The sequence below is a fragment of the Flavobacterium frigidum genome (assembly GCF_048286735.1).
Lineage (GTDB): Bacteria > Bacteroidota > Bacteroidia > Flavobacteriales > Flavobacteriaceae > Flavobacterium.
Window position 1 is genome coordinate 91,882 of record NZ_JBLVPU010000005.1, and the last position, 15,357, is coordinate 107,238.

The 15,357-nt window shown below is 32.6% G+C and carries 11 protein-coding genes; 8 read left to right on the forward strand and 3 right to left on the reverse strand.

Features of this window, described 5'->3' with window-relative positions; translation table 11 throughout:
• Window positions 1-18: 18 nt before the first annotated feature.
• Both ACNQGO_RS04770 and ACNQGO_RS04775 read right to left on the reverse strand, forming a co-directional pair.
• Window positions 19-1,137, reverse strand: coding sequence for a GTP cyclohydrolase (locus tag ACNQGO_RS04770; RefSeq protein WP_417984451.1), 1,119 nt, complete (start codon window positions 1,135-1,137; stop codon window positions 19-21).
• On the reverse strand, window positions 1,137-2,078 hold the full coding sequence (locus ACNQGO_RS04775; protein WP_417984453.1) for a transporter: 942 nt from the start codon (window positions 2,076-2,078) through the stop codon (window positions 1,137-1,139). Before ACNQGO_RS04775 ends, ACNQGO_RS04770 begins: the two co-directional genes overlap by 1 nt.
• 136 nt (window positions 2,079-2,214) lie before the next feature.
• On the opposite strand from ACNQGO_RS04775, the gene ACNQGO_RS04780 reads away from it, so the two are divergent.
• The 7 genes from ACNQGO_RS04780 (at window position 2,215) to ACNQGO_RS04810 (ending at window position 9,469) form a co-directional block, all read left to right on the forward strand.
• The gene (locus tag ACNQGO_RS04780) at window positions 2,215-2,496 is read left to right on the forward strand and encodes a DUF4834 family protein (protein ID WP_417984455.1); all 282 of its coding nucleotides are present in this window, start codon (window positions 2,215-2,217) and stop codon (window positions 2,494-2,496) included.
• A 48-nt stretch (window positions 2,497-2,544) separates the two neighbouring features.
• Window positions 2,545-4,959, forward strand: a complete 2,415-nt coding sequence (locus tag ACNQGO_RS04785) for a YfhO family protein (RefSeq protein ID WP_417984457.1) — start codon at window positions 2,545-2,547, stop codon at window positions 4,957-4,959.
• Between the two features lie 58 nt (window positions 4,960-5,017).
• A complete protein-coding gene (locus ACNQGO_RS04790) occupies window positions 5,018-5,182 on the forward strand; it encodes a hypothetical protein (protein WP_309755303.1) in 165 nt (54 codons plus the stop codon).
• Between the two features lie 6 nt (window positions 5,183-5,188).
• Entirely contained in the window at window positions 5,189-5,662 is a 474-nt protein-coding gene (locus ACNQGO_RS04795; protein WP_417948087.1) for a nucleotidyltransferase, read from the forward strand.
• Window positions 5,663-5,989: 327 nt separating this feature from the next.
• Window positions 5,990-7,279, forward strand: coding sequence for a glycosyltransferase family 4 protein (locus tag ACNQGO_RS04800; RefSeq protein ID WP_417984459.1), 1,290 nt, complete (start codon window positions 5,990-5,992; stop codon window positions 7,277-7,279).
• Window positions 7,280-7,319: 40 nt separating this feature from the next.
• The gene (locus ACNQGO_RS04805; protein ID WP_417968675.1) at window positions 7,320-8,792 is read left to right on the forward strand and encodes an oligosaccharide flippase family protein; all 1,473 of its coding nucleotides are present in this window, start codon (window positions 7,320-7,322) and stop codon (window positions 8,790-8,792) included.
• A 377-nt stretch (window positions 8,793-9,169) separates the two neighbouring features.
• Entirely contained in the window at window positions 9,170-9,469 is a 300-nt protein-coding gene (locus ACNQGO_RS04810; protein WP_417943457.1) for a hypothetical protein, read from the forward strand.
• Between the two features lie 5 nt (window positions 9,470-9,474).
• On the opposite strand, the gene uvrA is transcribed toward ACNQGO_RS04810, so the two are convergent.
• A complete protein-coding gene (gene uvrA / locus ACNQGO_RS04815) occupies window positions 9,475-12,270 on the reverse strand; it encodes an excinuclease ABC subunit UvrA (protein ID WP_417984461.1) in 2,796 nt (931 codons plus the stop codon).
• 185 nt (window positions 12,271-12,455) lie between these two features.
• On the opposite strand from uvrA, the gene ACNQGO_RS04820 reads away from it, so the two are divergent.
• On the forward strand, window positions 12,456-15,257 hold the full coding sequence (locus ACNQGO_RS04820) for a helix-turn-helix and ligand-binding sensor domain-containing protein (protein ID WP_417984463.1): 2,802 nt from the start codon (window positions 12,456-12,458) through the stop codon (window positions 15,255-15,257).
• Window positions 15,258-15,357 lie beyond the last annotated feature (100 nt).

The following is a 15,357-nucleotide window of genomic DNA, read 5'->3' on the forward strand; positions in this document are numbered from 1 at the left end:
TTTCTTAAACCGTATTTTTTATAAACTCTTGATGAAAGTACATCTTCTTTTGTGAACAAGAGGATTAAAATGTTTCCATAAATTTTGAATAGCCAGATTGTTTGCTAATTCTGGTGTTCTATAACAGTTGAGTATGCCTTTTTCTTTAAATGTTTCGTAACACTCTTTAAAAAGGACTGCGGTTACAGCTTTGTTCTGGTATTCGGGCAATACACCAATAAGGTAAAAAAGTACATTTTTACTTTGTCTTTTTGCTTTTAGCAAATGTATAAATCCGAAAGGAAACAATTTACCTTTGGATTTTTGTAAAGCTTGAGCAAAATCAGGCATTACAATACTAAACGCAACAATATTATGGTCTTTATCTTCAACAAACTTTATGAATTCAGGATTGATAAAGCTGATGTATTTTTTCTTAAAATATTCTTTTTGAGTATCGGTGATCGCTACAAACGAGGATAATGAGGCGTATGATTTGTTAAATAAATCAAACATTTTATCAACGTGGGGCATTACTTCTTTGGTAGTTTTAAAATTGAGCGGATTTAATTGATACCTTCTTTTTACCAAGTCGTTTGCTTTTTCAAAAAACTCCAGTTTTACGTTTTCAAAAGGGAATTTACTCTCTAAATATTCTTTTTCAACATTAAATCCCAATTGCTCAAAATGGCGGGCATAATACGGATGATTGTACCACGTAATCATGGTTCCAATTTCCTCAAAACCTTCTGTTAGGACTCCTACTTTATCTAAATTTGAAAAACCCATAGGGCCTTCAACATGGTCTAAATTATTTTTTCGTCCTAGTTCGTATACTTTTCCCAGTAGTGCTTTTGTTACTTCAATATCGTCAATTACATCAAACCAACCAAAACGAGTTTTGCGTTTTTTTTGATCATTTACCTCACCCCAATTAATAATCGCTGCAATCCGACCAACAATTTCATTGTTTTTGTATGCGATGTAAAAATAGGCTTCGGCATTTTCAAAAGCCGGATTTTTGGTTTTATCAAAGGTTTCCAGCTCATCAACAATAATGGGTGGTACCCAATACTTATTATTTTTATATAGTGTGAATGGAAACTTAATATAATCTGTTAATTCACTTTTGGTAACGGCTTCTTTTATTGTAATCATTATCCTTTTTTTGTCTTTTTGGCTCTTTTTTCTGCTTTAGACCCCGTATTTTTATCGTTATTGTCAATGTTTATTCTCACTTCTTTGTACTTAGCATCATATCGCCAGGAAAAGCCAAAGCCTCCATACACTATAGAAGGCGTTGTTTTCAAGCTTGTACTAATTGAAGCGTCAATTTGCATGTCTTTGCTTAATAAATAAGCGGCACCACCACGAACAATTGCATCGCTATAAAAATCACTTTTAAACCCTTGATTTTCCACAAATCCAGACCATTTATCATTAAACCCGCGAGTTAATGTTAGTACGTAGCCATAACTAGGAAAATCGGTACCAACATAATCGGCAATGATATTTGTTACAAAAACCCATTTTCCATCACCCAAATGGTTTTGAGTTATCAAGATAATTTTTGGTGATATGCTGGATTCTGGAGAAAAAGAATACGGGTTTTCCGCCATCGTAAAATTAGCTCCTGCAAACACAGAAACTGCTGGGACTAATTGGCGCCAACTGAATTTTCTATTGGCTTTCCAACTATGAATATTTATTTTTTTTTCATAATTTTTAAAAGGATCATAGATTAAATATTTTGCTCCAAAAACGGTTTGTTTGAAGTCTGCAATTTTAGTACTGCTGAACAACTCATTGTAGGTCTCGTTTTGGTATTGAATATCGGCGATCAATTCTAGATTTTCTAGGAATAAACCCCATCGTAAAGTGGCATCGATACCAAAGCCATTTGAATTATAATTCAATAAACTATGTTTCTGTTTGATGCCATAAACGCCTGTTTCTATTTGGATTACTGATTTACCTACAGAGTAAGCTGACATGGTTTCTCCAGGTCTGTTAGAGTTTATTTCGTCTGTATGTTGACCATAATGAATACTTGGTTGTAATAAAATAAAGGCGATCAGCAAGATTTTTATTTTAAACATAGTAATTTTTTTTGGGTTGAAAAGTAATAACGCATTTCAAATGTACTATATTTTATCATTTATTTAAGAATGATATTTTAATTTTGTCTCGAAGTTTCAATATGGATTTATTATTTTTGAAAAAAAATATATTAATATGCAAATAGCATCATTTACGGGTTTTATAAAAGTACTTTTTTACATGATTGCTTTCTATTATATTTTCAGATTTTTAGCAAAACTGTTTCTGCCATTATTGGTAAAAAAAGTAGTTGAAAAAGCAGGTGAAAATATGCAAAAGCAACAACAACAGGCGCAAGATGCTTCCTGGAAAAAGACACAAACAAAGGATGAGGTGCTTTATAATACGGCTAATGCCAAAAATCCTCGCGAAACCAAAAAAGTGGGTGATTATGTTGATTACGAAGAAATAGATTAAGTTTGTCGTTTTTAGCATTGTATTTACTCTAATTCAAACCATTTTACATTGAAAATATTAAATAAATTTTATCCACACGCGGCAGCCATATTGGGTTTTGTACTAATTTCTATTCTTTATTTTTATCCTGTATTGCAAGGAAAGCAAATTTTCCAATCGGATATTGTTCAGTACACGGGGATGGCCAAAGAACAAAATGATTTTAGAGCAACTAACGATCTTGAACCCTACTGGACAAATTCAGCATTTGGTGGAATGCCTACTTATCAATTGGGAGCGAAATACCCACACGATTATATTGGTGCAATAGATGATATGTTACGTTTTTTACCGCGTCCTGCTGATTATTTATTCTTGTATTTTCTTGGGTTTTATGGATTGATGTTGGTGTTAAAAATAGATCCATTAAAAGCATTTTTTGGGGCAATAGCCTTTGGTTTTTCTACCTATTTAATAATTATCCTTGGTGTGGGTCATAATGCAAAGGCACATGCTATTGCGTACATGCCACTGGTTATTGCTGGTTTTATTCTGGTATTTCAAAAAAAATACATTCTGGGAGGATTAGTTACGCTTTTTGCGGCTGCATTAGAAATTAATGCGAATCACTTCCAAATGACGTATTACTTACTGATTTTTCTATTGATTCTGTCTGTTTATTTTTGTTATAATTTTATAAAAGAAAAGGAATATAAGTCCCTGTTGTTTTCTTTTGGGATATTAGCAGCTGCTGGAATTTTAGCTATTGGTGCCAATGCTGCCAATTTAATGGCTACCACTGAATATGCTGATTTTAGTATTCGTGGCAAAAGCGAACTGACATTCAATCCAAACGGTTCAAAAAACGAGACAAGTTCATCCATGTCAAAAGACTATATTACGGAGTACAGTTATGGCGTTATGGAAAGCTTCAATCTTATTGCACCTCGACTTTTTGGGGGTTCAAATAATGAAGCAGTTGGCAAAGACAGTAATATGTATGAATTCATGATAGGGCAGGGAGTTCCTGAGGATCAGGCAACTGATTTTGTGTCTGGAATGCCAACCTATTGGGGAGATCAACCTATTGTTGCTGCTCCTGCATACATTGGAATTGTAGTTTTCTTTCTGGCGATTATAGCTTTGTTTATTGATAAACGAAAGATTAAATATGTATTTCTTGCCGGTTCGATTGTAGCCTTAATGTTATCTTGGGGTAAAAATTTCCCTATTTTAACGAACTTCTTTATCGATTACGTTCCCTTGTATGATAAATTCAGAGCCGTTTCTTCGATTCAGGTGGTGCTTGAATTATGTTTTCCTGTTTTGGCTATTATGGGATTGCAGTCTTACTTTCAATTAGACAAAAAATTACAGTGGAAAGCGTTGTATGAGTCGGTAATTTTAAGCTTAGGTATTATTGTGATTTTGTTTTTGTGCAAAAGCATGTTCAGTTTTACTGGTGGGAATGATGCGAGTTACCAGGAAATGTATGGTCCTGATTTTGTCAATGCCTTAAAATTGGATCGAATGAGTTTGTTTAGTGCTGATTTATTGCGTTCAGGATTTTTTATCCTTGCAACGGGATTGGTATTATGGTTGTCAATAAAAGAAAGATTTGCTCAAAACACAGCAATACTAATTGTGGGACTTTTGATGGTTTCCGATTTGTTTTTTGTAGATAAAAAATATGTTTCGGGAAAGGATTTTGTAAGTCGTAGTCAGGTTGAGGTTCCTTTTCAAGAGTCGCCAGCAGATGCTGAAATACTAAAAGACACTTCAAATTACCGTGTTTTTGAAGTTGGCGATATCATGGGAGCGAGAGCTTCTTATTTTCATAAATCTATTGGTGGCTACAGCGCTGTTCGTCCAAGAAGAGTGCAACAATTAATTGATTACCAAATCAGTAAAAACAACATTGAGGTTCTTAATTTACTCAATGTTAAATATCTAATTCAAAAAGACAAAGAAGGTAGAGAATTTCCAGTTGCTAATCCAGATGCGAATGGAAACGCATGGTTCGTGAGCCAAGTAAAATTGGTAAATTCTGCTGATGAAGAGATGAAAGCCTTGGATAGTTTAGATTCTAAAAACGTTGCAATAATAAATCAAAAAGAGTTTCAAATAAAAAATACGGCTTTCGCCAAAGACAGTTTAGCAACTATAACTTTAACTACATATAATCCTAATTATTTGAAATATACATCGGAAAACACAAAAAAAGGATTAGCCATATTTTCTGAAATGTATTACGGAAAAGGCTGGAATGCTTACATTGACGGTAAAAGTGTAGCGCATATTAGAGCGGATTATGTTTTAAGAGGCTTGCAAATTCCCGCGGGGAAACACAACATAGAATTCAAGTTTGAACCACAAGTAATAAAAACGGGCGGAATGATTACACTGATTAGTTCGATTTTAATGTTAGTAGCATTAGTAGGTGGAATTTATTTTGAAAGGAAGAAAAACGCGTTAGCTGTCTAATATTTATTTGTAAATTTAATCCAATAAATTTATGAATAGATTCTAAATTTGAAATGAAATGGGTAAAGTAAAATTAAATCACGAACATCCAGCAGTTAAGGAGGAAAGATATATTGAAGAAGTAAAACAATTGAGCTATCAGCAACGTTTTGAAAAACTCATTGCAATAATTGAACTTTCTAACGTTTTAAAATTGGCAAAAAAATATCCAACATCAAAATAATTTGAAATGAATATTCATAAACAAATACTAGATGTTTGGAAGTACTTGTCAGAAAACAACGTAAACTATCTAACCATAGGTGGTTTTGCTGTAAATATTTATGGCTACGGAAGAAATACAGGAGATATTGATATTTTTATTGAAGATACGGTTGCTAATCGTGAAAACTTAAGGATTGCAATTAAACAAATGGGATTAGGTAATTTTGAAAGTATTAAAACGATGCAATTCCTTCCGGGTTGGACAGATTTTACCCTAAATATTAATTTTAGATTGGATATTATGACTTCTGTTAAAGGTCTAGAAAATAAGCCTTTCGCAACACTTTTAGAAAAAGCAAATATCATTGATATAGATGGGATCCCAGTAGTTTTTATTGATTACGATAATTTGATTATTGCAAAAAAAGCGGTTAATAGATTAAAAGATCAGTTAGATATTGAAGAGTTGGAAAAACTAAATAATAAAAATATTTATTAAAATCATGAAAGAACTTTTCGGTTTAAAATCGTTTCAACAGATATTGTTTTTGATCTTTTTTTTAGGCTTAACTCTTGGAGTATTTGTTGGTATTTATCTCTTTAATCCTGAAAATTTTGAATACTATCTAATAATCCCATCTTTCCCCGCTTTTTATAAAATTGTAATGGGTTTATATAGAAATGTAACCTTATTTAGGGTAGATTTAAAGTCCATGACCAAAAGTAATTTCTCAAATATTTAACCCTATTCATTAAAGAAGAATCCTAACTATTATTGGTAAAGAGTCTTTAATAGTAGTAATGACTAAATAACACGTAACTTATTTTGGCCCCAAAAAAAATCCTTATTATTACTTATTATTGGCCACCCGCTGGCGGACCGGGTGTGCAGCGTTGGTTAAAATTCGTTAAGTACTTGCCTGAATTTGGCGTTCAGCCAATCGTTTATATTCCGGAGAATCCTACGTATCCTATTGTGGATCAGAATCTAGTTCAGGACGTTTCTGAGCAAGCCATTATTTTAAGACAAAAGATATTTGAACCGTATCAATTAGCTTCATTTCTTTCCAAGAATAAAACTAAAAAGATGAATTCCGGGATTATTCCCAATCAGAAAAAGCAAAGGTTTCTTGATAAAACGTTACTCTGGATTCGAGGCAATCTATTTATTCCGGATGCTCGTGTTTTTTGGGTAAAACCATCGGTGGCTTTTTTGGAGAAATACATTGTTGAAAATAATATTGACACAATTGTTACTTCGGGACCACCTCATAGTTTGCATCTTATTGGATTAGAATTAAAGCAAAAATTAGATTTGAAATGGTTTGCCGATTTTAGAGATCCGTGGACGACTATTGGCTATCATAAATCCTTACGATTGTCTCATTATTCGGATAAAAAGCACAAAGTACTGGAGCATCAGGTTTTGAATACAGCGGATACTATTATCGTGACAAGTAAAACCACTAAAGCAGAATTTCAAGCGATTACAAATAAACCAATTGAGGTCATAACTAATGGCTACGATACGGAAGAAGTGGCGAAACAACCGTTAGATTCTAAATTTGCATTGGCGCATATTGGTTCTTTTCTTTCAGAGAGAAATCCTTTAATTTTATGGGAAAGTTTAGCTGAATTGACTGCTGAAATTCCAGATTTTAAATCCCATTTAGAAATAAAATTAATTGGTGCTGTAAGCCAGGAAGTTTTGCAGACGATTACTCAAGTTGGGTTACATTCCTATTTGAAGAATATGGGTTATGTTTCGCATGCAGAGGCGATTGCGCACCAAAGGAAATCACAGGTTTTGTTGCTTATCGAAATTGATTCTCCTGAAACCAAAAGCATTATCCCTGGAAAATTATTCGAATATATGGTGTCAAACCGGCCGATAATTGCGATTGGTCCCAATGGATCAGATTTTGCCGAAATCATAACCGAGACCAATACGGGTATATTTTTTGATTATTCAGAAAAAATGAAACTTAAAAGTGTAATTTTGGACTTTTACAAGCAGTTTTTGGAGGGTAAATTGCATTCAAATGGAGTTGGATTACAAAAATATTCTAGAAAAAATCTTACCAGAGAATTGGTCGAAGTAATTAACAAAATATAATTTAAAAGTGAGTTTGCTTCGTGCCTCGCAATAAAATAAAATGGGAATAGTATTAAATCAGTCCTTAAAGAATACCGTAATTACCTATATTGGATTTGGAATTGGTGGTGTAAATACTATTTATTTGTATCCTGTTTTTCTTGGGGCTACTTTTTACGGATTAACGAATTACATTACCTCTTGCGCAAATGTGATCATGCCATTATTTGCAATTGGGATGCAAAATACACTAGTTAAATTTTATTCTCAATACCAGACAGAGGAAGAAAAGTCTCGTTTTTTATCCTTTACAGTTTTATTCCCTTTATTGTTAATAATTCCAATGTTGATCATTGGACTTTTCTTTTACGATGAAATATTATTCTTCTTGTCAAAAAAGAACCCAATTGTAAAAAGCTTTATCTGGCTAATACCTTTTATTGGTTTGTGTATGGCATATTTCGAAATTTTTTATGCTTGGTTGCGGGTTCACATGCACTCTGTTTTTGGTAATTTTATAAAAGAAGTAGGGCTGCGCTTGTTTTCATTGTTATTATTAATTGCTGTTTATTATGATATACTCACCGTCGAAGGGTTTGTGTTCGCAACAGCCGGTTTGTACTTTTTGGCATTACTAGTGACAATGTTCTACGCATTTAGCATACAAAAACCCGCTTTTCAGTTTGTCATACCAGTAAATACAAAAGAAATATTAACGTATACTTTTTATATTATTCTGTCTGGTAGTGTTGCCAATTTACTATTGGATGGAGATAAAATTATGCTTAACCAATATATGGTTATTGATAATATTGCTTTTTATTCGATAGCAACATTCATCGCATTGGTAATATCAGTTCCCAGTCGGGCCATGCACCAAATCGTTTATCCAATAACAGCTCGATTAATGCACGAAAATAAGCAGCAAGAGTTAAATGATTTGTACAAAAAAACATCCATTAATCTTCAAGTTGTGGGCGGTTTGGTTATGTTGGGTATTTTTGTCAATATTAATAAATTGTACGATATGCCTCAATTGCATGACTATAAAGAAGGAATAATGGTTGTATTCATGATTGGGTTATCTAAATATTTTGAATTGATATTAGGCAATAATAATGCTATCATTTTTAATACCAAATATTATAAAACAGTTTTGTTTCTTGGAGTGCTTTTAGTTGTCATAGCTGTTGTCCTGAATGCAATATTTATTCCTATTTATGGTATTATTGGTTCTGCTTTTGCTACTTTATTATCGATTACAATATACAGTTTGGCTAAATTACTTTTTGTGGTAAAGCGTTTGCACTTGTATCCATTTACAAAACAAACGGTAACTTCTCTTGTGGTTACTTTTTTATTATTTATTGCTTTTTATTTTTGGGAATTTCCTTTTACCCCAATAATCAGTATTGGTTTCAAATCAATTTTGGTTACACTTTTATATGTTTACATCAATTACAAATTTGTAATCTCAATCGAAATCAATCAAGTTTTAGATGTTGTTTTGAAAAAATTGAAGCTCAAACTATAATTTTTGATCTTTACTTAAGTACTTCTTAAATCTAATTTTTAAAAGGAATTTTTCTCGTCTATATCAAATAGGGATTTGAAGAATTTATTTAAAAAAAAATACTGTTTTCTATTCTAAAAAGTTACGTACTAGCCTTGCTTATCTGTGAATAATGTAAGTTTAATTAATTATTGTATAACTATAAATAGGTCCTTTGAAAATACATTTGTAAAGAACTTTAATAGTAATACTGATTAGCTGTTTGATATTTAAATAGATTAAAAATCACTAAAAGTGGGTATTGTGAAAACTATATATAGCGTTTACTTTTGCATTATATAATTTTATCAAACTATTTTTTAGAAAAATAATAGCTAAGGTAATTTATTCTAATAATTATGACAAGCAATACGTATGTTAACGAAGAAAGTCTGCAACAATTTACCTCAATTCTTGCAAGTAAAATTCATCATGGATTTACAATTATAGAAAAAAATGATTCGTTACCTTTTGCAGTTTTATCTAAAAGCAGGAAAGAGGTCGATCATGGATTAAATTTTTTACTTTGTTGCATGACTTTAGGAGTATGGTCAGTTGGCTGGATTTATGTAACTTATGTTTCCTCCAAAGAAAAAAACATTGTAATTGCCATTGATGAAGATGGTAATACGTTTGAAGAAAAATGCTATACCGATTAGAAATCTTATAATTTATCTTTTAAATATTTCCCAGTTACCGAATCTTTTATTTTTACAATTTGTTCGGGCGTTCCTACTGCCAATAATTTACCACCGTTTTCGCCTCCTTCGGGGCCTAAGTCAATCACCCAGTCTGCACATTTGATCAAATCAAGGTTGTGTTCAATAACTAATATTGAATGTCCTTTTTCTATAAGCGCATCAAATGAGGCTAATAATTTCTTGATATCATGAAAATGCAATCCTGTTGTAGGCTCATCAAAAACAAATAAAGCTTTGTCCTTTGTCGCGCCTTTTACCAGGAATGAAGCGAGTTTTATACGTTGTGCTTCTCCACCTGAAAGTGTAGAGGAGGATTGTCCTAATTGCACATATCCCAAACCAACATCTTGTAATGGTTGTAGTTTTTGAGTGATTTTAGCTTGTTTATGAGCTATAAAAAATGCAATTGCATCATCTATCGTCATCGTGAGTATATCGTGAATGTTCTTGCCTTCAAAAGCGACTTCCAGTACTTCTTTCTTAAATCGTTTTCCACTACAGGTTTCACATGGCAATTGCACATCGGCCATAAAAACCATTTCTACATTTATGGAGCCCTCCCCTTTACAAGTTTCACATCGTCCACCATCAACATTAAAAGAAAAATGCTTGGCTTGATAGCCTCTTATTTTTGATAATTTTTCTTTAGCATATAATTCCCGAATGTCATCGTATGCTTTGATATACGTAACCGGATTGGAACGCGAACTTCTTCCTATTGGATTTTGATCAACGTATTCAATGTGTTTGATTTGCAAAAAAGAACCAGATAGTTCGCTAAATTGCCCTGCTTTTTCTCCTACATTCTCCAGCTTTTTTTGCATCGCTGGAAAAAGTATCTTTTTAACAAGCGTACTTTTTCCGCTTCCTGAAACTCCTGTGATTACTGTTAATACATCCAAGGGAAAGGTCACATCTATATTTTGTAGATTATTTTCCCTAGCGCCTTTTATTTCGATGAAATTCTTGAAAGTTCTTCGTTTTTTTGGAACTGAAATTTCTAAGTCACCGTTGAGATATTTTGCCGTAAGCGAAGTTGATTTTAGAATTTCGTCATAAGTTCCTTGTGCAACTAAATTCCCTCCTAGAGTACCTGCCTCAGGACCAATATCAATAATCATATCGGCTGCTTTCATGATATCTTCATCATGTTCGACCACAATAACGGTATTTCCTAAATCTCGCAGGGAGAGCAATACTTTGATCAATCGTTCTGTATCTTTTGGGTGTAAACCAATGCTAGGTTCATCTAAAATATACATAGATCCCACCAAACTACTGCCTAGCGAAGTCGCTAAATTGATACGCTGTGATTCCCCTCCAGAAAGTGTTGCCGAATTTCTGTTTAAGGTCAAATAATCGAGCCCTACTTCGGTTAAAAATGATAGGCGGTTGTTAATTTCGACTAACAATCGTTTTGCTATTTGTTTTTCATAAACATCTAGTTCAATATTTTCGAAAAAAGTAACCAAATGTTTAATTGGTAAATCAACTAAATCAGAAACCGTCTTAGCATTGATTTTTACATACGAGGCTTCAATTCTTAGGCGTTTGCCTTTACAAGAGTAACATTTAGTTTTCCCTCTGTAGCGAGAAAGCATTACTCTGTTTTGTATTTTATAATTCTTTTCTTCTAGCTCTTTAAAGAAATCATTCAAACCTTGAAAATAACTGTTTCCAGTCCAAATTAATTCTTTTTGATCCTCAGATAATTGGAAATACGGCTTGTGAATTGGGAAGTCAAATTTGTAAGCCTTGTTGACCAACTCATCTCTAAACCAGCTCATACTCTCACCTCTCCAAGGAAAAATGGCATTTTCAAAAACGGATAAAGTGGTATTGGGGACTACTAATTCTGCATCAATTCCTATTATATTCCCATAGCCCTCGCAAACAGGGCAGGCACCGTACGGATTATTAAAGCTGAACAAATGCACGTTGGGTTCTAAAAATGTAATTCCATCTAACTCGAAATTATTAGAATATGAATGCTTTTTGTCGGAGTTTAGTTCTTGCAAATGGCAAATGCCTTTACCTTCAAAAAAAGCAGTTTGTACGGCATCGGCCAACCGATTATAAAATTCATCTTCTCCTGAAGTTGATGGATTAACAACGATTCGGTCTACGATTAAATAGATATTTTTAGTATCTAATGAATCCGGTAAATCATCAAGACGAACCATTTCATTATTAACTAATATTCGAGCAAAACCTTGTTGCAAAAGCACTTTTAGTTTGTCTTCCAGTTTTCGTCCTTCTTCTAGATGAATAGGAGCGAGGAGGAGCCATTTGCTTTCTGGTTCCAACTTTTTTACATCATTGATGACATCTGTAACCGTATTTTTTTTGACTTCACGATCTGATATGGGAGAATAGGTACGTCCAATTCTAGCAAAAAGCAACTTTATATAATCGTAGATTTCGGTCGATGTTCCTACTGTAGAACGCGCGTTTGTTGTATTTACTTTTTGTTCAATAGCAATTGCTGGAGCAATTCCTTTAATGTATTCTACTTTCGGTTTGTCTAAACGTCCTAAAAATTGTCGGGCATAGGAGGACAAGCTTTCTACATATCGGCGTTGCCCTTCGGCATACAAAGTATCAAAAGCTAAACTAGATTTTCCAGAACCTGATAGTCCTGTAATCACTACTAATTTATTTCTGGGTATAGCAACATCTACATTTTTTAGGTTATGTACTTGTGCGCCTTTTATGATGATATTTTTCTTAGGATCTAATGTAGAAAGGTCAACTTGCATAAAACAATAATTTTCACAAAAGTAATCAATTTTCAACCGACTAAAAGAATTCAACAAGTCACAAATAATCTTTAAATACTGCAAATAATAGTGATTTTGGGATATGTATAGTTTTTATGTTTTCTATCCCATAAATAAATGCTATTTTTAAGTTTATTTTTGAAATAATTAACATCAAGATTCCTTTGAAAGCAAAACTACATCTTTTACTATTTTTATTTTCCTACTGTGCTTTTTCTCAAGAGTTACCGCCCATTGTCAAATATGCTTCTACAACTTATGGAGCAGGCAACCAGAACTGGATGATTTCCCAAGATGCAAATCAGTATGTTTTCTTTGCCAATAATGAAGGATTATTAGAGTTTAATGGGTCTAATTGGGAATTGTATCCGTCCCCTAATGAAACCATTGTTAGATCTGTAAAAGTGATAGGAAAAAAAATTTTTACAGGCTGCTATATGGAATTTGGTTTTTGGATCCGACAGTCAAACGGCAAATTAAAGTATACATCACTGAGTCAGACTATTAAAAATAAAATTCTTGACGATGAGCAATTTTGGAACATATTGAATTACGATCAATGGGTTGTTTTTCAATCCTTGAGTCGCATTTATATTTATGACACTAAAACGGGAGGTTTTCAAATTATTGCTTCTAAAAATAATATTACAAAGTCGTTCCGAACCAAAAATGCGATCTATTTTCAAAGTATCAAAGAAGGCCTTTTTGAAATTGAAAGTGGCAAAGGACGCCTAGTTTCTAACAATCCTGTTTTGCAAAACAATAAGATTGTAAATATTTTTAGTATCGATGAAGGGCTTTTAATTCAAACCCAACTAAATGGTTTTTACAAATTGATTGGAACTGTTTTGACTAAATTCAGTACTGAAATTGACACTGAATTAGCCTCAAGTAGTGTTTATAGCAGTCAATTGCTTTCGGATGGCAGTTTTGCATTAGGGACAGTTTCAGATGGGATTTTTATTTTGAGCAATAGTGGAAAAATTAAATATCACATTACACAAAACAAAGGATTGAGCAATAATACAGCGCTCTCCTTATACGAAGATGTAGATAAAAACTTATGGGTAGGATTAGACAATGGTATCAACTGCATCAATCTACAATCTCCCATTCAAAATTTTGTTGACGATACGGGAATTTTGGGGACTGTTTACACCTCAAAACTTTACAACGGCAATTTATACGTAGGAACCAATCAAGGTTTATTTTATAAAAAATACCAAACTTCTGATGAATTTAAGTTTATAATTGGAACCAAAGGTCAGGTTTGGTCTTTGTTTGAACAGGAAGGAACGCTTTTTTGTGGTCATGATTCGGGGACTTTTGTAATTGAAAACGGCGTTGCAAAAAATATATTTTCGGCTTCAGGAACTTGGAAATTTGAGACCGTTCCTAATCAAAGAGGATTACTAGTTCAGGGGAATTATTATGGACTTTCAGTGCTTTCGAAAATAAATAATCAATGGACTTTTAGAAATAAAATAGCTGGATTTGATTATTCTTCAAAATATTTTGAAATCATGAATAATTTAAATGTTTTTGTAAGTCATGAATACAAAGGGGTGTATAGACTTGAGTTAGATAATAAATTAACTAAGACAAAGCCTTTTATTACATATAATATTCCAAAAAAAGGTAAAAATGCGAGTTTGACAAAATTTAATAATACCATTTATTACGCATATAAAGAAGGTATTTTTAAGCTAAATGAAAAATCAAAAGAATTTAGTAAAGATGTCATTTTAAGTGCTGTCTTTGAAAAAGATGAATATACATCAGGGAAGTTAATTGTCGATAATTCGAATAAAATATGGTTGTTTTCAAAAAATTACATTCATTACTTTTCCTTAAGTAAATTGAGTAATCAATTAAAGCAAAATGTTATTCCTATTCCAGCGTCCTTGACCAACTCGATGTTAGGGTACGAAAATATAACACAAATTTCAAATTCCAATTATCTAATAGGTACTACTGATGGATATTATATTTTAAATCTTAACGAACTGAGTTTTAAAAATCAAAATATTTCTATTGCGGGCATTACAACAAATAAACTAAGTGAAAGTCCAGCGAACCGTTCTATTGCTGAAGATGGAAGTTTTGAATACAGTGAAAATAATATTACTATTACGTATACAGTTCCTGAATATAATAAATACATCAATGCTGAATTTCAATATCTATTAGAGGGATTTCAGGACGATTGGAGTGAATGGAACGCTAAAAATTCAGTAAGCTTCAAGAATTTACCGCCAGGAAACTACACGTTTAAAGTAAGAGCTAAATTTGCAAATTCAACATTGGAGGATACAGCAGTGTATTCCTTTACTGTAGAAAAACCGTGGTATCTAACTTATTTTGCATTGCTTATTTATCTGATTTTATTTGTAATAATGGCTCGATTCATTCACAAGGCTTATAAGCGATATTACCAAAAGCAAGAAGAAAAATTGATTGAAGAGAATAACCTTTTATTAGAAATTAAGGAGCTTGAAAACGAGCAAGAGTTAATGCGTATTCGAAACGAACAACTTTCCCTTGATGTGGATACCAAAAATAGAGAATTAGCTGTTTCTACAATGAGTTTAAATAGTAAAAATGAGTTACTGGCATTCATCAAAGCTGATTTAAAGAAAAATCCGGATGATGGTAATAGAAGTATCAAATCTGTAATTTCGACCATTAACAAAAACATAACCGAAGGGGACAGTTGGAGCGTTTTCAAAGAAGCTTTTGACAATGCCGATAAAGATTTTCTTAAAAAAATTAAAGCATCGCATCCTTCTTTAACACCAAATGATTTGAGATTATGCGCCTACCTTAGACTGAACCTTTCATCGAAGGAAGTAGCACCTTTGCTCAATATATCTGTTAGAAGTGTTGAAATTAAAAGATATCGTTTGCGTAAAAAAATGGAATTATCACACGAACAAGGACTTGTTGAGTACATTTTAGCTGTATAGGTATTCCTGTTTTTACACTAATTAACTATACATTGCCACAACATTAACGTTATTGTTGTGGTTTTTTTATTTTTTGTAAAGATTAGGAATGTTTGTTTTA

Bases quoted from the DNA above. Each gene is read 5' to 3' on its own strand.
- ACNQGO_RS04770 (WP_417984451.1), bottom strand. From the start codon at position 1,137: ATGATTACAATAAAAGAAGCCGTTACCAAAAGTGAATTAACAGATTAT.
- ACNQGO_RS04780 (WP_417984455.1), top strand. From the start codon at position 2,215: ATGCAAATAGCATCATTTACGGGTTTTATAAAAGTACTTTTTTACATG.
- ACNQGO_RS04810 (WP_417943457.1), top strand. From the start codon at position 9,170: ATGACAAGCAATACGTATGTTAACGAAGAAAGTCTGCAACAATTTACC.
- uvrA (WP_417984461.1), bottom strand. From the start codon at position 12,270: ATGCAAGTTGACCTTTCTACATTAGATCCTAAGAAAAATATCATCATA.
- ACNQGO_RS04795 (WP_417948087.1), top strand. From the start codon at position 5,189: ATGAATATTCATAAACAAATACTAGATGTTTGGAAGTACTTGTCAGAA.
- ACNQGO_RS04790 (WP_309755303.1), top strand. From the start codon at position 5,018: ATGGGTAAAGTAAAATTAAATCACGAACATCCAGCAGTTAAGGAGGAA.
- ACNQGO_RS04775 (WP_417984453.1), bottom strand. From the start codon at position 2,078: ATGTTTAAAATAAAAATCTTGCTGATCGCCTTTATTTTATTACAACCA.
- ACNQGO_RS04805 (WP_417968675.1), top strand. From the start codon at position 7,320: ATGGGAATAGTATTAAATCAGTCCTTAAAGAATACCGTAATTACCTAT.